Consider the following 18143-nt stretch of genomic DNA (forward strand, 5'->3'; position numbering starts at 1 on the left):
ACACATTGAATACTTGACCACCAATCCGACACAGTTTTATCTGGCGCGATTCTTACTGGGGTTAGCCGAAGCCGGTTTTTATCCTGGGGTGATCCTCTATCTGACACTGTGGTTCCCTTCAAGCCAACGGGCAAAGATGACCGCACTGTTCGTTTGTGGGATACCGGTCAGTAACATCATCGGCGGCCCGCTCTGCGGTTGGATTATTGAAAACATGAATGGCATGTTTGAGCTGTCGGGTTGGCAATGGTTATTCTTTATCAGCGGCCCGCGTGCGCTATTGATTGCGATTGTCATTTTCTTCTTCCTGGATAATACCTACCAAAGCGCCAAGTGGCTCAGTCCACAGGAAAAAAGAGATGATCGCGCAAGATATGGAGCAGGGAGCGTCGAAGAAGACTGGTGCCGATGGTGCGACGCAGGAGTGGACAATGAAGACCATGCTGAAGTCTTCTGCATTCACCAAAATGTGGCTGATTTGCTTTTGTACCGTGATGGGGCAAGGGGGGTTGGCCTTCTGGGTTCCGACCATGATCCGTGATACAGGAGTCAGTTCGGTATTGGATATTGGTTTACTGACCATGTTGCCGTATATGCTAGCCGTGGTTGCCATGCTACTGGCTGCGCGCAGCTCTGACAAATACCGTGAAAGGCGTTGGCATATTATTGTGCCTTTCTGTATTGCCGCCGTTTCATTGATCTTTATCGGCCTGTTCCCACACAATAAAGTCATCGTCATGATTGCATTATGTATTGCCGTGGCCTCTAGTCTGGTTCCTTCACCTTTGTTCTGGAGTTTACCAAATGCTATTTTTACCGGCACCTGCGCCGCGGCTGGAATAGCGTTAATCAACTCGATTGCCAATATTGGCGGTTTTATCTCCCCATATATTATTGGTTACTTTAAAAATACGACGGAAAGTAACTTGGTCGCGATGTGTGTACTATCCAGCATGATGATACTGGGAGCCATACTGACCTATAGCGTGCCGGCAAAACTCGTTAACAAATAACAGTTCCTGGAATATCCGTACTGATAATAACTCTGATTGATAAATAACAACCATACTCTCTCTGTCTGGGCATTGAGCTATTTCAATGGCGGTGGGGGTATGGTTTTTTTATTGTTAAGTAATGAGGCGGGGGTCGTTATTTTACCAGCATAGGACATGCTCTTGCGTACGTTAATGCATGTGCCACGGATTGAACCCCGCATATCCATGTCGTAACCGGAATAGTGAATATCTTACCAATAGGCTTCTGTACTTGAATGCAGTGCCGTACTGATGTAGGAAAGGATTGTGGAGAGGGAGTATTGGGGAACTCTACAGCTAAATTTCAATCGATTAGGTCACGCGAAATACAACGTGGCCCTTATTTTAGAAATTGACGTCGCTGTTGCTGAGATGAACTCTTTACCTACAAAATAGCTGGGGCTAACAGCTCCCTCTCCCTGTGGGAGAGGGTTGGGGTGAGGGATTAGAAGTCTACGTCGCGGTTACAGTCTTTTGAATAGATATAGCTGAACTCTTCCTGGCCTACCGCATAACCGGCTTGTGGCACGTAGGCGGCCATAAAGATGTAATCCCCTTTCTTGACCGGGATCCATTCGTTGTCCAGGTTATAAACCCCGGCACCGCTGAGAATATACGCGCCATGTTCCTGCACGTGAGTCTCAATGTAACCATGGCTGGCACCCGGTTTGAAGGACAGGATATGGATATTCATATCGAACCCCAGATCCTTCGGCAACAGATCCTGCAGGATCACATCGCTCATGCCCTCATAGTGGATCCGTTCCAGCTTGTTGACGTTATTGCTGACCACATGGGCCTCGTAGCCCTTGATACGATTGTAGGCACGCTTGTAGAGGAACAGTTGGCTTGGTTTGCCGCCGTTGGTGTTCTCCAGGCGCAGCATGACGCCCGCTGGGCAATACAGATAGCCGCCGGTGGTGAGCGGGTAATCGGTGCTGTCGGCGGAGGCGGTGATGCTACCTTCGATCACGTAGACCAAGGTTTCAATATTCTCGCCACCAAAACCTTGTTGGTTGCGGCCGCCGTCATGCAGCGTCACTAAATAATCGACAAAGGTGGCGCCCAGTTTCGGGGTAGCCAGGATAGTGACGTCGCAGTTCTCGAAGCCAGGGATGATGTTACGTACCAGGCCATCCGGCGGGATCACCGCATAGTTGTCGCGTTTGATAATGGAGCGCGAAGCCAGGATGTCTTTTGGATAGCCAATCTGATTATTGATATAACCCACGGTAGTTCTCCTGATTAGTCAGGGCCACAGCCCTGCAATAAAAATTTATGCCTGCGCCGTCGTCTGGCGTTTATTTTTCTGTTTCATCAAAACGTTGACGGTAAAGAAGATCACGGTGCCAATCAGCAGGATGGCGGCCGAAATATAGAATCCCATCACTTTGGAGCCGGTACTGTCGGAGATCACCCCGGTGAGGAACGGAGCAATCACCGAAGAGGACATGCCGAAGAAGTTAAATACGCCGAAGCTGGTGCCGTAGCCTTTTTTCGGCGCGTTATCTGCCACGAAGGAGATCATGATCGGGTCAACCGCCAGCTTGCCGAGCAGGCCATAAAGGATCAGGCTGATCAGTAGGGTAGTGGAGTCTGGCGAGATCACAGTGCAGACCAGCGTCACGGCGGCACAGATTTGCAAGAAGATGATCAACTGTACTTTCTTGGCGCGGAAACGGTCGGACATGCGGCTGAAGAACAGCGCGCCGGGTACCGAGGCAAAGGCCACCAGTGCGGCAGAGAAGCCGATGGCCACGCCTTCGAACCCACGCTCCTGTTGCAGGAAGGACGGCAGCCAGGTCACGATCATGTAGTAGCCATAGCAGGTAGCGAAATACATCACGTAGGCGGAAATCATCCGCAGGCTGAACAACCCACTGGCTTCCTCGCTTTCCTCTACCACCGTGCTGGCTTTAGCTGCCGGGCTGGCGGCCAGTGAAGCGGTGTAGGAACCCCCTTTGATCACCATGAAGAACACCAAGGTCATCACCACCAGCAGGCCGGAGATGATAAACAGCATGATCTGCCAGTCCATCCCCATGCTTTTCACCAGCAGACTGGAGGCGATCAGGCCAATGGCCATCCCCAGTGCGGAACCGCTGTTGATAATGGCGGTGGCCAAACCGCGGCGTTCCAACGGAATGTTTTCTGAAGAAAGCGAATAAGCCGAGCCGTAGTAAGAGCCACAGCCCATCCCGGCCAGTAGGCTACCGGCATAGATCATGCTCAGGCTAGTGGCATTACCGATCAGCAAGGTGGCGATGATGAACAGGCAAAAGCCTGGGATCAGCACCACTTTCTTACCGAATTTATCCACCAGGATGCCTGCCGGGATCTGCATTCCGGTATAAGCAAAGAAGTAGAAGCTGGCGATCAGGCCCATCTCGGCGTTCGAATGCTCGCCGATGGTGGCTTGCATCTCAGGGAAGATCGGCGTCAGCACCGTGCGGTAAATCCAGATTACCGCCCAGCCCAGACACAGCACCACCACGATTTTTTTCCAGTACAGCGGGTCAAACCCGCTGTTGGCGGTGGTTTTACCGTTACTCATAGGCGGGCTCCCTGCTCGGTATAGGCCAGTTGATATAAGGTATGCGCCAGGATTTTCACCCCTTCAGCCAGATCGGCCAGTGCGGTTTTTTCCGCCGGGTTATGGCTGATACCGGCAATGCTCGGTACAAACATCATGACCGTTGGGACGCGTGGGGCAAAAATCTGTGAGTCATGTCCAGCGCCGCTGTGGATCATGCGGTAGTTCAGCTTGTGGCTTTCACACAGGTGGCTGACGCAGGCCAGCAACTGCTTGTCCATCGGGATCGGCGTTTCATCCATCCACAGGTCGATGTCGACCTCGATGCCCATTTCGGCACAAATGCGCTGGATATCGGCTTCTATCTCCTGAGTAAAACGCAGTAGTGTCGCTTTGTCAGTGTGGCGGCAATCCATCGTGAAGTGAGTAAATCCGGGCACCACGTTGACGGTATTCGGTTTCGGTTCGACTTTGCCAAAGGTCAGCACCAGCGGGTCGCCTTCTGCTTTGGCCTTGGCGATGGATTCACAGCAAATCCGGCTGAAGGCATAAACAGTGTCTTTGCGGTAACCCATTGGCGTGGTGCCCGCGTGGTTAGCCTCGCCCTTCAGTTTGATATCGTAGCGGCGCTGGCCGACGATGCTGGTGACGACGCCAATGGTTTTTCCTTCGGTCTCCAGCACTTTGCCCTGTTCGATATGCAGTTCGACAAAGGCGGCGATATCTTTGCGCAGTGGCTGGTTTTCCGGGCGGAAATCAAAACCGGCGCCGTGCATGGCATCAACGAAATTCACCCCTTTGGCATCGCTAATGTTGCGCACGTCTTCCGCATGGGCTGAACCGACGATATTCTTGCTACCCCAGAATACGTAAGGGAAGCGGCTGCCTTCTTCCTCGGCCAGCGAGATGACTTCCAATGTACGCAGCGGCGTACCGTGGGTTTCTTGCAGATGTTTGATCGCCAGATAGGCAGCTTCGATGCCAAACTGCCCATCAAGGTTGCCGCCGTTGACGACCGTATCGATATGCGAACCGGATAGGATCACCTGGTCGGGATATTTGCTGCCTTGCAGACGGCCGGACAAATTGCCAACGGCATCATAGGAGGTTGTCAGACCGGCAGTTTCAAAGGCCTGCTTCAGCGCCTGTTGGGCTGCCACCCATTCTGGGGTATACAGCAAGCGCGTCATGCCACCGCTGGGATCGGCCCCAATCCTGGATAACCAGCCGGAAGTTTCGCTAATTTCTTGTTGGAAATTTTTCATATTTATCTGCCTGCTTGTAACTTCCCTGAGACATGCGTCAACTTTGCTTTGTCGGGAGGAAGATAAGGAAAAATGGCGGTGAAAAGAGCCTTTCTCCGCCAGCTTGAGGTTATCTGCCGCTTAACTGGCAAACGGATCTTTATGGTCGTAGGAACGTTGGTAAATATCGTCAGAAATTAAATATTGATAAATTTCATCGACAATATCGATGCCATTCTTTTCATTTGCTATTTCACGCATATGGCTACCCTGTCCAGGGTAGAGAACTTGTTTCACGCCAGGAGCCGGTTTGATTTCATTCAGCTCTCTCATTACTTGGCTGATATGCTTGCGGAAGGTGGCTTCGTTGGTGAAATAACTTGGGTTGAGCACAATATGCAATTGGCCCAATTCCCGGCCTGCGCTTAAGTCGTGATACATCGAACTAACGTGTTTACCGAACGGTAGGCCAAGCAAGACGCCAGAGAGAATATCGACCATCATCATCAGGCCGTAGCCTTTTGGCCCGGCGATAGGCAATAGCCCGCTGACGGCGAAAGGATCGGTGGTATTCTTGCCTTCACTGTCTACCGCCCAGGTATCCGGGATTGGTGCGTTGCGTGAGCGGGCATCCAGCACTTTGCCCCAGGCCTGAACCGTGGTGGCCATATCAAAGGTAATGATGTCGTCGCCTTCGGCCGGTGCCGAGAACGCGATCGGGTTGGTGCCGTAATAGACTTCTGCGCCGCCGTAAGGGACGACCATCGGATCCGACTGACACAGTGAGATGCCAATCATACCTGCGTGGGCAGCCTGTTGCACAAAGTAAGACAGCGCACCGCTGTGGCCGATGCGCCGCATGCCAACTACCGCAACGCCATTCTCTTTCGCCATGTCGATAGCGTGATCCATGCCCAGTTTGGCCGCGACGTGCCCGGCACCGTTGTCGCCATCAAAAACTGCGCTGCAAGGACCGGTTTTTTCAAAGGTGAAATGCGGGTTGTTATTGGTACCGCCTTTGCTGATGCGTTCAGAATAATATTCCACTCTTACTGCGCCATGCGAATGGATGCCGCGCGCATCCGCATGGACCAAAACGTCCGCAACGATCCCTGCGTGTTCCTTGCTCAGGCCTGCGGAGTGGATTTTATTTTGAATCAGTTGGTGCAGTTGTTGCTTCGAGACTTTCATAGACAGTCCTTTCGTTACTACGGGTTATTTAAATCACCTCTGTCTCCTAATGTATAAACTTGGGGCGGTAATAATGTGATCCAGACAGCTATTATTTTATTGGCTTAAATTTTCATTGAATGACATTAGCATTGTTAGATTATTTTTAACAAAGGCCCCGGTTTCTGCGGGCTGAAATTAATTAATGTCCGCTAGACTTGATGATTTTTTCTAACAATGGATAAAGTGTGATGGTTCTCACCTTAATGGCAGGGTTTTATTTGTAGCTTGGCAAACAAGAATATGGAGTCCGAAATAAATAGATTGCTAAAAATATCTGAGATATTCCATTGCGAAGTTCAAATGCTGTTTTAAGGATATCACTATGATCCATGCTTTTATCAAAAAAGGGAGCTTTCAGGATTCGGTCAGCCTGATGCTAATTTCCCGTAAACTCAGTGAATCACCCAACGTCGAAGAAATATCGGTCATGATGGGGACGCCGGCCAATAAATCATTACTTGAAGCGACCGGCTTCTGGCATCCGCAATTCAGTGAAGCGACCCCCAATGATATTTGCGTAGCCATCAAAACGGACTCTGCAGATGACAGTATCACCGAGCAGATTGACGAGGCGTTAGGTGCAGCCCTGAAAGCCATTGCCCAGGGGCAGCAAGGGGGTAAACGCCTGCTCAAGGCACGCAGCTGGCGCATGGCGCGGCAGAAACTGCCGGATGCCAATATGGTGCTGATCTCCATTGCCGGTGAATATGCCGCCGGGCTGGCCGATCAGGCGCTGGACGATGGTTGCAACGTCATGATGTTTTCCGACAACGTCAGCGTCGAGCAGGAAGTGGCACTCAAAACCAAGGCGCGTGACAAGGGCCTGATCGTGATGGGGCCGGACTGCGGCACGGCCAACATTGCCGGAGCCCCGCTGGCTTTTGCCAACGTCGCGCCGCAAGGCATGATTGGCATCATTGGGGCTTCGGGAACGGGGATTCAGGAACTGACCTCGCAAATCACTCTGGCCGGACAAGGCATCTCGCACGCCATTGGCTTGGGCGGGCGTGATTTAACCGCTGAAGTCGGTGGTATCAGCGCTATCAGTGCGCTACGCATGTTGGCCGCCGATCCGCAGAGCCAGGTGTTGGCGTTTGTCTCCAAGCCTCCGGCAGAAGCGGTACGCCAACGGGTTATCGCTGAAATGAAAACCCTTGGCAAGCCGGTTGTGGCGCTATTCCTTGGCGCTAAAATTGCGCAGAAACAGGAAGATAACATCACCTTCGCCAGCACATTGGATGAAGCCGCCCGTCTTGCCGCAATGTTGGCAAATGTGCAACAGATGGCCGCGCAGCAGCCCGCGGTGTCTGGTGGCAAGATCTCCGGCCTGTATGCTGGCGGCACCCTGGCGGCGGAATGCGCCATGCTGCTGGCCGAACGCTTGGGCGTGGAGGCCGACAGCAAGCATCAACACGGCTCAATGCTCGATGCCGACGGGCACCGCATTATCGATATGGGGGACGATTTCTACACCCAAGGTAAACCGCACCCGATGATCGACCCCTCAACGCGCAACCAGGAAATTGCTCGCCTGGCGCAGCAACCACAGATTGGCGTGCTGCTGCTGGATGTGGTGATCGGCTATGGCGCGCAGGCCGATCCCGCAGATTCACTCGCTACCGAGGTGAAACGCGTACGCGAAAAACGCGGTAGCGCTCATCCGCTAGCCGTTATCGCCACGGTGACCGGTACCGAGCAGGATCCCCAACAGCGTTCCCAACAGATTGCCACGCTCAACGAGGCAGGCATCGCCGTGATGAATTCACTGCCGGAGGCGGTCGCCCTGGCCTGTCAGCTCATCGCCCCTCCAGCGTTGGGGACAGCTGAACCGGCGCCCGCCATGCTGGCCGGTGTTTCCGTGATCAATGCAGGCTTGCGTAGCTTTGCCGACGATCTGCAAACCAACGAAATTTCAGTGGTGCATTACCAGTGGGCCCCGGTGGCCGGTGGTAATCAACGATTGGCTAACATACTGAAAAATTTAAAGTAAGGGATTGATATGTACGCATCTATTGAACAAGCAAATGCTGCCGTTATCGCCAGGATCCGTGAAGCCCGCCCCCACTGGCAGGATGTTGACTTAGCTAAAAACCTGATCCCGCAGTTGGCTCAGGGGAGAAAACTGCTGCATGCCGGGCCGCCGGTAACCTGGCCGGAAATGAGCGGCCCGGTTCGTGGTGCCTGCATCGGGGCCTGCCTGTTTGAAGAGTGGGCCGAGAACGAACAACAGGCGCTGGCGCTGCTGGAAAACGGCGAAGTTGAATTTATCCCTTGCCATAACGTCAGTGCCGTTGGCCCGATGGGCGGCATCACCTCGGCACATATGCCGCTGGTGGTGGTGAAAAACACCGTTCATGGTAACTATGCCTACTGCAACCTGAACGAAGGGATCGGCAAGGTGATGCGCTTTGGTGCCTATGGGCCAGACGTGCAGGAGCGTCATCGCTGGATGCGGGACTCACTGGCTCCGGTATTGAAAGCCGCGCTGAGTGCTTTTGAAGGTGGTATCGATCTCACCGCCCTGATGGCGCAGGCGATCACCATGGGGGACGAGTTCCACCAACGTAACATTGCCGCATCCGCGCTGTTGATGCGCCAGTTGGCTCCGCAAATCAGCCTGCTGGAGCGGGATAAGGCCGAATTGGCCAAAGTGATGCAATTCCTCAGCATCACCGATCAGTTCTTCCTCAACCTGGCGATGGCCTATTGCAAGGCGGCCATGGATGCCGGGGCAGAGATCAAGCAGGGCACCATCGTAACGGTGATGACCCGCAACGGCAAAAACTTTGGCGTCAAGATCAGCGGGATGGGCGACCAGTGGTTTACCGCACCGGTCAATACGCCGGAAGGCCTGTTCTTTTCCGGCTTTAGCCAGGCTGATGCCAACCCGGACATCGGCGATAGCGCCATTACCGAAACCTTCGGCATTGGCGGCGCGGCCATGGTCGCAGCTCCTGGTGTAACCCGCTTTGTCGGTGCTGCCGGTGGCATGAGTGCCGCGACCGATATCTCGGAAGAGATGGCCGAGATTTACCTGGAACGCAACATGATGCTGCAAATCCCAACCTGGGACTTCCAGGGAGCCTGCCTGGGGCTGGACGCCCGTCGGGTGGTAGAAACCGGCATTACGCCGTTGATCAACACCGGGATTGCCCACCGTGAAGCCGGGGTTGGGCAGATTGGTGCTGGTACCGTGCGTGCGCCATTGGGCTGTTTTGAAAAAGCCATCGAAGCACTGGCAGAGAAACTGGGTATCAGCGCGTAAAAAACCGCTTTGCCCGGATGCGACTCCGGGCTAGGGAGCAAGTTATGGACATCACCGCGTTAGCCGTCAGCCACTCAGCCACACAAGATTACGGTCCGTTGCGCTGCGTGGGGCGTTTCAATAATGCCATCAACTTTCTCTCGCCCAACGATCGGTTGCTGACGCTGCACCGGGAAGGGCGCGGGCTTAGCCCAATGGGCTGGGAAATTGGCGATGACGATTTCGATGAAATCTTTGACAGCTTGCCGGGAGCACAGCATTGCCAGCTTTCACCTAAAGGGATCGAGCTGGAGGATATTGCCATACACCGCCAGGGGAGGCGTCTGGATCTCCGCCTGAACGTGAGTGGTGAAATTGCGCTGCCACCGCTGGCCGTCGCACTGGCCGATGTCTCTGCCCATACCGGCCTGTTTGGCCGTCTGGGTAGCCTGCTTGAGCAACCGCACTGCCAGGAAATCCGTGCGCTACAGCGGCACTTTACCGCCTGGCTGCTGGGGCAGGAGGTTGATTGGAGCGCCATGCTTGGCAAAGGGCCCGGCTTGACGCCAAGCAATGACGACACGCTGCTGGGCATGTTGCTGGCGGCTCATCTCGATAGCCGTGTGAGTGTCGCAAGGCTGCCGTCCTTTTTTGCCGCCAGCCAACCCTTAAACCAATTGACCACCTTGGTCAGCGTCCACTATTTGCAGTTTGCCGTGCAGGGGATCTTCTCTACCCCGGTACAACTCCTGGCGCGCGCTTTGCTCAGCCCGAAAGAATTGCCCACCGCCATCAACGACATGTTGGCAACCGGGCATTTTTCCGGCGCGGATACGCTATTGGGCGTTTTGCTGGGCGTCACCGCAATCAATCATCTTTATTAATTTTTCAGCGAAAACCGTGCCGAATACCGTTCGGTAAGGGCTGTTATTACTTAAAAAATGGGTATCTGAATGGAAACGTTAGTTATTGCCTTGGGGGGCAACGCCCTGTTACAGCGCGGTGCAGTGTTATCCGCCGAGAATCAATACCAGAGCATCTCGTTAATTGCCGATGCCATTGGCAAGTTGGCCAAAAAATACCGTATTGCCATCGTGCACGGTAACGGCCCGCAGGTCGGCCTGCTGGCGTTGCAAAACCTGGCCTATAGCGATGTTCCTCCTTATCCGTTGGATATTCTGGTCGCGGAAAGCCAGGGCATGATCGGCTATATGCTGGCCCAGCAGCTCGGCGCGTTCCATCCCGCCCAGCCGGTGTCCACTTTGCTGACCCGCGTCCTGGTGGATAGCGAAGATCCGGCGTACCAGCAACCCAGCAAATTTATCGGGCCGGTGTATGACCCCCAGCAGCAAGCCGAGCTGGAACAGAAATATGGCTGGAGCATGAAGCTGGATGGCAAATACCTGCGCCGGGTGGTGCCTTCCCCAGAGCCGAAAAAGATCCTCGATATTGAAGCGATCAATCTGCTGTTGGCGAAAAACCACATCGTGATTTGCAACGGTGGCGGCGGTGTTCCGATGGTAGCCAGCAATGAGGGCATGGTCGGTAGCGAAGCGGTGATCGACAAGGATCTGGCCTCCGCGTTACTGGCAGAAGCGCTGGATGCCGATCATCTGGTGATCCTGACCGATGCGGATGCGGTGTATCAGCATTGGGGCACACCACAGCAAAAAGCCATCCGTTCGGCCACCACCAAAGAGTTGGCCCCGATGGCGGTCGCCGATGGCTCGATGGGGCCGAAAATCATGGCGGTCAGCCGCTTTGTGCAGCGCAGCGGCAAGGTGGCGCATATCGGCGCTTTGGCAGATATCGAATCGGTACTGGCTGGCACTGCGGGGACATTAATAACGCCGTAATGCGGCTTTAGCCGTTAACAGGATGGGCGTTCCGCCCATCAAACCAGGGAATATGAATATGCAAACAACAAAAACAGAGCGAATGCCCTATTGGGTTAAAACCGTCATTATCTTCTTCCTTGGCTGGGTGGTTATTTACGCCGGGCGATCGGTGCTCAGCCCCATCATGCCGCAGATCCAAACCGAGTTTGGGCTGTCAAAAAGTCATCTGGGATTAATCAGCAGCCTGTTCTTTCTGACCTACACCATTTTGCAGGTGCCTGCGGGACTGTTAGGTGACCGCCTGGGCCGCAAGCGCATTCTGGTTAGCGGCTTCATGCTGTTTGCGCTGTTTATCGCCGCCGTCAGCATCTCATCCAACTTTCTGATTTTCATCGTGCTATGGATGCTGACCGGCGCTTCGCAAGGCGTTTATTACGGCCCGCAGTATGCTCTTTCTTCAGAAGCTATCCCCAAGAAGTGGATCACCTTGGGCAGTGCGGTGATCGGCAGTGGCATGTCGTTTGGTATCGCGCTGGGCTATTACCTCTCCAGCTTTATGATCGAGCACTTTCATACTTCGTGGAAGATGCCGTTCCTGGCGATGGCCATCCCGGTATTTATTGTTGCGCTGTTGATGCTGTTCTTTATTCGGGAAAAGGCCCCGCAAAGCGCCAGCGACGCTCCGGCGGCAACGGCAACCAAGGGTGAATTCAGCTTCCTGGATCTGTTTAAGAACCGCAACCTGCTGATGGCGTATATCACCATCTTTTGCTCGATCTACGGCTTCTTCGTGATCATTACCTGGCTGCCGTATTACCTGCAAAAAGAGCGTGGGATGGATATTGTCCATGCCGCCAGCATCGCGTCTATTGTGCCGTGGATTTCTGTGGTGGGCACGCTGCTTTGTAGCTATGTCTCCGACAAACTGGGCCGCAGAAAACCGGTGGTGTTGTGTATGCTGCCTTTCTCACTGCTGGCGATCTTCGGCATCGTCTATTCCACCAGTGAAGCGGCGTTGATCGGCGTATTGGTGCTATATGGCCTTATCGGTAAGATCAGCCTCAACCCGGTACTGATTGCGTTGGTGGCAGATAACGCACCCCGTGCCGCGCTCAGCACCGCTTTCGGACTGTATAACTTCTTCGGTATGGCGGCGTCGATCTTTGCGCCATACGTGACCGGCTTTATTGCCGACAGTACTGGGACGTTGAACGCGGGCTTCTATTTTGCTGCGATGATTACGGTGGTGGGCTTTATCGCCATGCTGTTTGTCAAAGAGGGGAAAACGGCGCAGACGGCCTGATGCTTGTCAGTTAAGCCCCTCACCCTAACCCTCTCCCACAGGGAGAGGGGACTGAACGAGCTACAATTTGACATCTGCACCCGCCTGCGGCTCCGGACTCGCCCCCTCTCCCCATCACTGTGCATAGGGAATTTCTGGACGCTATATCGGGAGAGGGTCGGGGTGAGGGGCTAAATTATCAGGAGGCCTGATGTTTGAGGGGCGCAGCATGCTGCGCCCGCTCGGAGTGCGATTAATACAGCAAAGAGTAAAGCTGACGGCGATACTTGGCGGCCAGCGCATCGCCAGTCCCCAGTGCTGCCAGAATATCCATCAGGATCTTGCGGGCGCTACCGTTAGCCGCCGCCAAATCTTTTTTCAGATGGCCCATCAGTAATTCCAGCGCCTCTTCGTTACGGCCAACCTGATGCAACTGCAAGGCTAATTGCACGGCCAGCTCGACGTTTTCCGGCTGTTGCTGAACCTGCTGTTGCAACTGCTGAATTTCCGGCGTATCGGCGGCCTGCTTCAGCAGCTCAATCTGTGCGACCAAGCCGAGGTAACGGGTATCGCGATCCTGCAACGGGATGGTAGCCAGCACCGCTTCGGCATCTTCCGTCTTGTTCAGGGCAATCTGCGTTTCAGCCAACGTGAGGCCAATATCACTGCGCTTATTGCTGAGGCCCCAGGCGTCTTTCAGTAACGGTAATGCTTCAGCGGCACGGTCTTCCTGCAACAGCTCAGTGGCTTCTGCCAGCTTGAGATCTTCGGCCTTTGGCAGGAAACGCTGCAAGAACTCGCGGATCATCTCTTCCGGCTGTGGTCCCTGGAAGCCATCAACGGGCTGGCCATCTTTGAACAGGTAGACGGTGGGCAGGGAACGCAGGCCAAACTGGGCGGCGATCGCCTGCTCGGCATCGCAATCCACCTTCGCCAGAATAAACTGACCTGCGTATTCCGCCGCCAGCTTATCCAGTATCGGGGTGAGTTGCAGACAGTGCTGGCTGCGATCCGACCAGAAGTAGAACAGCACCGGCTGGGACATGGACTGTTCCAGCGTTTGGTGCAGGTTAGTTTCGTTAATATCAACAACGGCTTGAGCTAGCATGGTTTCTCTCTAATCTGATCTTGCGGAGCCAATTTATTCTAAATGGGGGCGAACGGGCGCGCTTCAACCCTTGCCCGCATTTGCTTAACCATTACTGCGCAGTATCCAGTCCAGCGCACGGCCGGGCAGCAGGCGGCGCAGGATGCTCATGGTATGCGCCAGCAGGGTAACCGGATAGCGCAGCTTGGCTTTGGGGCTTTCCAGTGCGTGGCGCAGCTTCGGTAATACCGCTTCGGCAGGCAGCGTTAAACGCTTGGCAATGCTCGGGTTATGCACCGGCTTATCGCTTTGCGCCTGATTAACGTTCTGCGTGAAGTGGGTGGTCAGCGGGCCGGGTTCGATCAGGCTGACCTGAATGCCGCTGCCGTGCAGCTCCATACGCAATGCGTCCGACCAGGCTTCCAGTGCAAACTTACTGGCGGCATAGGCTCCACGCCCGGCGCTGGAGATTAATCCCATCACCGAACTGGTTTGAATAATACGCCCTTCGCCGTGCGGCAGCATCGCTGGCAGCAACAGTTGCGTGAGCTGATGAGTGCCAAACAGGTTGGCGGAAAACTGCCGCTCCAGCTGTTGACGTGAGATGGAACTGAGCGGACCGTAAACGCCGAAACCGGCATTATTGAACAAGCCATACAGTCGCCCATTGGTCAATTCGATCACCTGTGCGGCGGCGCGTTCTACGCTGGTGCTGTCGTCTAAATCCAGCTCGATGCCTTCCAAGCCAAGCTGACGCATATTTTCCACGTCTTCCGGCTTACGGCAGGCGGCCAGCACGCGATAGCCACGGTTGCGCAGGTCCTGCGCCGCAATCAATCCTATCCCGCTGGAACAGCCGGTTATCAATACCGCTTTTTGCATAACTTTACCTAGTAGACAACCCTATTTAGTTAGACTCATGTTTTACTAGAGGTTCCAGCTGTTGCGCCATCCAGGTGGTGATAAACGGCTGGGCATCCTGATTAGGGTGCAAACCGTCATCCTGCATCCATTCCGGTTTGATCACCACCTGTTCCATATAAAACGGCAGCAGCGGAATGTTGTGCTGCTTGGCCAAGGCGGGATACAGCGCACCGAAAGCCTCGGTGTAGCGGCGGCCATAGTTTGGCGGAATATGAATTTGCATCAGCAGCGGTTTGGCCCCTGCCTGCAAAACCAGCGTGATAATCTGATTGAGATCGCGCTCGATATCCGCAGCAGGGAAGCCGCGCAGGCCATCGTTGGCACCTAGTTCGATCAGCACCCAGCGCGGCTGATGCTGTTTCAATAGCTCGGGCAGGCGTGCCAGCCCCTGGGCGGCAGTATCGCCGCTGATGCTGGCATTCACCACCTTTGGGTGGCCAGGTTGTTTCTGCCACTCATCGGCCAGGCGAGTTGCCCAGGCTTGCGCTACCGGTAACCGATAGCCAGCACTTAAACTGTCGCCTAAAATCAACAAGGTATCGGCAGCCACAGCACGTAAACTGAATAATCCCAACAGCAAAAGGAAGGGAAGATGCCAGCGGAAAACGTTCTTGAAGTTCATCATCTTAGTAAACACGTTGGTCAGGGTGAGCATCAGCTTACCATCCTTACCGGAGTCGAGCTGGTTGTCAAACCCGCACAGACAATTGCGCTGATCGGCGAGTCGGGTTCCGGTAAGTCGACCCTGCTGGGCATTCTCGCTGGATTAGACGACGGCAGCGAAGGGGATGTGCGCCTGCTGGGGGAATCGCTGACCACGTTGGATGAAGAAGGGCGCGCCGCACTGCGTGCGAAAAATGTCGGCTTTGTGTTTCAGTCTTTCATGTTAGTTCCGACCTTGAACGCCTTGGAGAACGTACAGCTACCGGCGCTGCTGCGTGGCGAAAGCGATCGTCAAAGCCGCGACCAAGCGGTGCAACTGCTGGAACAGTTGGGGTTAGGTAAGCGCCTTAACCACCTGCCAGCACAACTTTCCGGCGGGGAGCAACAGCGTGTGGCATTGGCCCGTGCGTTCAGTGGCCGCCCGCGGGTGCTGTTCGCCGATGAACCCACCGGCAACCTGGATCGCCAGACCGGTGAGCGCATTGCCGATCTACTGTTCTCGCTCAACCGTGATTTTGACACCACACTGATCCTGGTCACCCATGACGAGACCCTGGCGGCGCGTTGTCAGCGGCGGCTGCGCTTGCGTGAAGGCAAGCTGTGGGAGGAAGCATGATTTGGCGTTGGTTCTGGCGTGAATGGCGTTCGCCTTCGCTGCTGATTGTCTGGCTGGCGTTGACGCTGTCGGTTGCCTGCGTGTTGGCTCTTGGCAGCATCAGCGATCGTATGGACAAAGGCTTGAGCCAGCAAAGCCGCGACTTTATCGCCGGGGATCGGGTATTGCGTACCTCGCGCCCGGTGCCGGAAGGTTGGCTGCTCGATGCCCAGCAACAGGGGCTGAAAGTCAGCCGTCAGTTATCTTTCACCACCATGACCTACGCCGGGGACCGCCCGTTGCTGGCCAATGTGAAAGCCACCGATGCGGCCTATCCGCTGTATGGGAAACTGGAAACTCTGCCTGCCAATCTCAAACCTATACCGGGCAGCGTGCTGGTGGCTCCGCGCCTGCTGGCATTATTGGATATCAAAGTCGGCGACAATCTGGAGGTCGGGGATACCACCTTGCGCATCGCCGGGGAAGTCGTGCAAGAGCCGGATTCCGGCTTCAATCCGTTCCAGACTGCGCCGGGCATCATCATCAATCTGGCGGACGTGGATAAAACCGGGGCGGTACAGCCGGGCAGCCGCCTGACCTACCGCTATATGTTCGCCGGTTCGCAACAAGATATTCAGCGCTATGAAGATCGCCTCAAACCTCAACTCAAACCCGATCAACGCTGGTATGGGCTGGAGGAATCTGGCAGCGCGCTAGGCAAGTCTCTTCAGCGTTCCCAACAATTCCTGCTGCTTTCGGCGCTGCTGACCCTGTTGTTGTCGATTGCCGCCGTGGCGGTGGCGATGAGCCACTATTGCCGCAGCCGATATGATTTGATTGCGGTGCTGAAAACCCTGGGCGCCGGCAGAAAAGCGCTCAGCAAGCTGATTATCGGTCAATGGTTGGCGGTATTGTTACTGGCAGGCGCCTGCGGCAGCGTGATTGGCCTTGGGTTTGAGGCGGTATTGATCCGCCTGCTGGCTCCGGTGTTGCCGGGCGAGCTTCCTGCCGCTGGGGCCTGGCCGTGGCTGTGGGCGATGGGCGCACTGGTCATGATTTCGCTGTTGGTCGGGCTACGCCCTTATCGCCAACTGCTGGCCACCCAGCCGCTACGCGTACTGCGCCGGGACGTGGTGGCAAACGTCTGGCCGCTACGCTATTTCCTGCCTGTTACTGCGGTGATTGTGGTGGGGCTGCTGACGGTATTGATGGGAGCAAGCACGCTGCTGTGGTCAATTCTGGCCGGAATGGTGGTGTTGGCTCTGTTATTGGCGGGGATTGGTTGGGGTAGCCTGCTGCTGTTACGGCGTATCACGCTAAAAAATCTGGCGCTGCGCCTGGCGGTAAATCGCCTGTTGCATCAGCCTTGGGTGACCATCAGCCAGTTGGCGGCGTTCTCGCTGTCGTTTATGTTGCTGGCCTTGCTGCTGGTATTGCGTGGCGATCTGCTCGATCGCTGGCAACAACAGTTACCGCCAGACAGCCCGAATTACTTCTTGCTGAATATGACTACGGCTCAGGTGCCACAGGTGAAAGCCTTCCTGCAACAGCATCAGTTGCATGAGGAGACTTTCTATCCCATCGTGCGTGTACGTCTGACGGAAATTAACCAGCAGGTGGCGACGGAGCGGGTGCATGAAGACGATCCGGGCGGCGAAGCGGTTAACCGTGAACTGAATCTGACCTGGCAAAGCGATCTGCCAGATCACAACCCACTGACGGCTGGCACCTGGCCGCCGAAAGCGGGCGAAGTTTCGATGGATGAAGGGATTGCCGGCAGGCTCAAGATCAAGCTGGGCGACACCCTGACGTTCAGCGGCGATACCCAATCGTTCAGCGCCAAAGTGACCAGTATGCGGCAGGTGGATTGGGAAAGCCTGAAGCCGAACTTCTACTTTATCTTCCCGCCGGGTGCATTGGATGACCAACCGCAAACCTGGTTGACCAGCTTCCGTTACGACGGTGATGGTAAGGTGCTGACGCAGCTCAACCGCCAGTTCCCAACTCTGAGTCTGCTGGATGTCGGCTCGATCCTGAAACAGGTTGGCGGCGTGTTGCAGCAGGTGAGCAGGGCACTGGAGGTGATGGTGGTGCTGGTGGTGATCTGCGGCGGTTTGCTGTTGTTGGCACAGGTGCAGGTCGGAATGCGCCAGCGTCGGCAGGAACTGGTCGTTTACCGTACTTTAGGCGCTGGCAAGCGCCTGCTGCGCGGCACGCTGTGGTGCGAGTTTGCCTTGCTGGGGCTGGTGGCCGGGATTGCGGCGGCATTGGGGGCTGAAGCGGCGCTGTGGCTGTTGCAGACCAAGGTGTTCGACTTCCCGTGGGCACCTACGCCGGTATTGTGGTGGGCGTTACCGCTGCTGAGTGCTTTGTTGCTTTCGCTGTGTGGCGGCTGGCTTGGCGTACGTTTGCTACGTGGGCGTGCATTGTTCCGCAGCTATGAAGGTTGACCCATCACCCCAACCC

16 protein-coding genes are annotated in these 18143 nt (G+C 55.2%); 9 read left to right on the forward strand and 7 right to left on the reverse strand.

The window, feature by feature from the left end; genetic code table 11:
* A partial coding sequence (locus U869_RS32835) for an MFS transporter (RefSeq protein WP_369795072.1) occupies positions 1–541 on the forward strand: 541 nt, incomplete at its 5' end.
* Positions 432–1013: an MFS transporter gene (locus U869_RS32840; RefSeq protein WP_369795073.1), complete on the forward strand. Its 582-nt coding sequence runs from the start codon at positions 432–434 to the stop codon at positions 1011–1013. The genes U869_RS32835 and U869_RS32840, both read left to right, overlap by 110 nt.
* Before the next feature lie 466 nt (positions 1014–1479).
* On the opposite strand, the gene allE is transcribed toward U869_RS32840, so the two are convergent.
* From allE to allD, 4 genes are all read right to left on the reverse strand, one after another.
* Positions 1480–2265: a (S)-ureidoglycine aminohydrolase gene (allE, locus tag U869_RS0105210; protein ID WP_025121608.1), complete on the reverse strand. Its 786-nt coding sequence runs from the start codon at positions 2263–2265 to the stop codon at positions 1480–1482.
* A gap of 45 nt (positions 2266–2310) precedes the next feature.
* Positions 2311–3588 carry an MFS transporter gene (locus U869_RS0105215; protein ID WP_025121609.1) on the reverse strand — a complete coding sequence of 426 codons (1278 nt, stop codon included), beginning with the start codon at positions 3586–3588 and terminating at the stop codon, positions 2311–2313.
* A complete protein-coding gene (gene allC / locus U869_RS0105220; protein ID WP_025121610.1) occupies positions 3585–4832 on the reverse strand; it encodes an allantoate deiminase in 1248 nt (415 codons plus the stop codon). The genes U869_RS0105215 and allC overlap by 4 nt, the downstream gene beginning before the upstream one ends.
* A 120-nt stretch (positions 4833–4952) precedes the next feature.
* The gene (gene allD, locus U869_RS0105225; RefSeq protein ID WP_025121611.1) at positions 4953–6002 is read right to left on the reverse strand and encodes an ureidoglycolate dehydrogenase; all 1050 of its coding nucleotides are present in this window, start codon (positions 6000–6002) and stop codon (positions 4953–4955) included.
* A 364-nt stretch (positions 6003–6366) separates the two neighbouring features.
* On the opposite strand from allD, the gene U869_RS0105230 reads away from it, so the two are divergent.
* From U869_RS0105230 to U869_RS0105250, 5 genes are all read left to right on the forward strand, one after another.
* A complete protein-coding gene (locus tag U869_RS0105230) occupies positions 6367–8034 on the forward strand; it encodes an acyl-CoA synthetase FdrA (protein ID WP_025121612.1) in 1668 nt (555 codons plus the stop codon).
* Between the two features lie 9 nt (positions 8035–8043).
* The gene (locus U869_RS0105235; RefSeq protein WP_025121613.1) at positions 8044–9309 is read left to right on the forward strand and encodes a DUF1116 domain-containing protein; all 1266 of its coding nucleotides are present in this window, start codon (positions 8044–8046) and stop codon (positions 9307–9309) included.
* A 44-nt stretch (positions 9310–9353) separates the two neighbouring features.
* Positions 9354–10172, forward strand: a complete 819-nt coding sequence (locus U869_RS0105240) for a DUF2877 domain-containing protein (protein ID WP_025121614.1) — start codon at positions 9354–9356, stop codon at positions 10170–10172.
* 69 nt (positions 10173–10241) lie between these two features.
* Complete coding sequence (locus U869_RS0105245; protein WP_025121615.1) at positions 10242–11144, forward strand: carbamate kinase; 903 nt, start codon at positions 10242–10244, stop codon at positions 11142–11144.
* A gap of 58 nt (positions 11145–11202) precedes the next feature.
* Complete coding sequence (locus U869_RS0105250) at positions 11203–12429, forward strand: MFS transporter (RefSeq protein ID WP_232785327.1); 1227 nt, start codon at positions 11203–11205, stop codon at positions 12427–12429.
* A gap of 232 nt (positions 12430–12661) precedes the next feature.
* On the opposite strand, the gene U869_RS0105255 is transcribed toward U869_RS0105250, so the two are convergent.
* From U869_RS0105255 to tesA, 3 genes are all read right to left on the reverse strand, one after another.
* Complete coding sequence (locus U869_RS0105255; protein ID WP_025121617.1) at positions 12662–13516, reverse strand: co-chaperone YbbN; 855 nt, start codon at positions 13514–13516, stop codon at positions 12662–12664.
* 84 nt (positions 13517–13600) lie between these two features.
* A complete protein-coding gene (locus U869_RS0105260; RefSeq protein WP_025121618.1) occupies positions 13601–14377 on the reverse strand; it encodes an SDR family oxidoreductase in 777 nt (258 codons plus the stop codon).
* A gap of 25 nt (positions 14378–14402) precedes the next feature.
* On the reverse strand, positions 14403–15041 hold the full coding sequence (tesA, locus tag U869_RS0105265) for a multifunctional acyl-CoA thioesterase I/protease I/lysophospholipase L1 (RefSeq protein WP_198530694.1): 639 nt from the start codon (positions 15039–15041) through the stop codon (positions 14403–14405).
* On the opposite strand from tesA, the gene ybbA reads away from it, so the two are divergent.
* Positions 15012–15698 carry a putative ABC transporter ATP-binding protein YbbA gene (ybbA, locus tag U869_RS0105270; RefSeq protein ID WP_025121620.1) on the forward strand — a complete coding sequence of 229 codons (687 nt, stop codon included), beginning with the start codon at positions 15012–15014 and terminating at the stop codon, positions 15696–15698. The two genes, tesA and ybbA, sit on opposite strands and share 30 nt — an antisense overlap.
* Positions 15695–18127 (forward strand): putative ABC transporter permease subunit YbbP, encoded by a 2433-nt coding sequence (ybbP, locus tag U869_RS0105275; RefSeq protein WP_025121621.1) that lies wholly within the window; start codon positions 15695–15697, stop codon positions 18125–18127. Before ybbA ends, ybbP begins: the two co-directional genes overlap by 4 nt.
* Positions 18128–18143: the final 16 nt, after the last annotated feature.

Source organism: Serratia sp. H1w, from assembly GCF_000633355.1.
In the GTDB taxonomy this organism is placed as follows: domain Bacteria; phylum Pseudomonadota; class Gammaproteobacteria; order Enterobacterales; family Enterobacteriaceae; genus Chania.

Excerpts from the sequence above, each read along its gene's own strand:
- U869_RS32840 (WP_369795073.1), top strand. The coding sequence starts at position 432 with ATGAAGACCATGCTGAAGTCTTCTGCATTCACCAAAATGTGGCTGATT.
- U869_RS0105215 (WP_025121609.1), bottom strand. The coding sequence starts at position 3,588 with ATGAGTAACGGTAAAACCACCGCCAACAGCGGGTTTGACCCGCTGTAC.
- allC (WP_025121610.1), bottom strand. The coding sequence starts at position 4,832 with ATGAAAAATTTCCAACAAGAAATTAGCGAAACTTCCGGCTGGTTATCC.
- allD (WP_025121611.1), bottom strand. The coding sequence starts at position 6,002 with ATGAAAGTCTCGAAGCAACAACTGCACCAACTGATTCAAAATAAAATC.
- U869_RS0105230 (WP_025121612.1), top strand. The coding sequence starts at position 6,367 with ATGATCCATGCTTTTATCAAAAAAGGGAGCTTTCAGGATTCGGTCAGC.
- U869_RS0105235 (WP_025121613.1), top strand. The coding sequence starts at position 8,044 with ATGTACGCATCTATTGAACAAGCAAATGCTGCCGTTATCGCCAGGATC.
- U869_RS0105240 (WP_025121614.1), top strand. The coding sequence starts at position 9,354 with ATGGACATCACCGCGTTAGCCGTCAGCCACTCAGCCACACAAGATTAC.
- U869_RS0105245 (WP_025121615.1), top strand. The coding sequence starts at position 10,242 with ATGGAAACGTTAGTTATTGCCTTGGGGGGCAACGCCCTGTTACAGCGC.
- U869_RS0105250 (WP_232785327.1), top strand. The coding sequence starts at position 11,203 with ATGCAAACAACAAAAACAGAGCGAATGCCCTATTGGGTTAAAACCGTC.
- U869_RS0105255 (WP_025121617.1), bottom strand. The coding sequence starts at position 13,516 with ATGCTAGCTCAAGCCGTTGTTGATATTAACGAAACTAACCTGCACCAA.
- U869_RS0105260 (WP_025121618.1), bottom strand. The coding sequence starts at position 14,377 with ATGCAAAAAGCGGTATTGATAACCGGCTGTTCCAGCGGGATAGGATTG.
- ybbA (WP_025121620.1), top strand. The coding sequence starts at position 15,012 with ATGCCAGCGGAAAACGTTCTTGAAGTTCATCATCTTAGTAAACACGTT.
- tesA (WP_198530694.1), bottom strand. The coding sequence starts at position 15,041 with ATGAACTTCAAGAACGTTTTCCGCTGGCATCTTCCCTTCCTTTTGCTG.
- ybbP (WP_025121621.1), top strand. The coding sequence starts at position 15,695 with ATGATTTGGCGTTGGTTCTGGCGTGAATGGCGTTCGCCTTCGCTGCTG.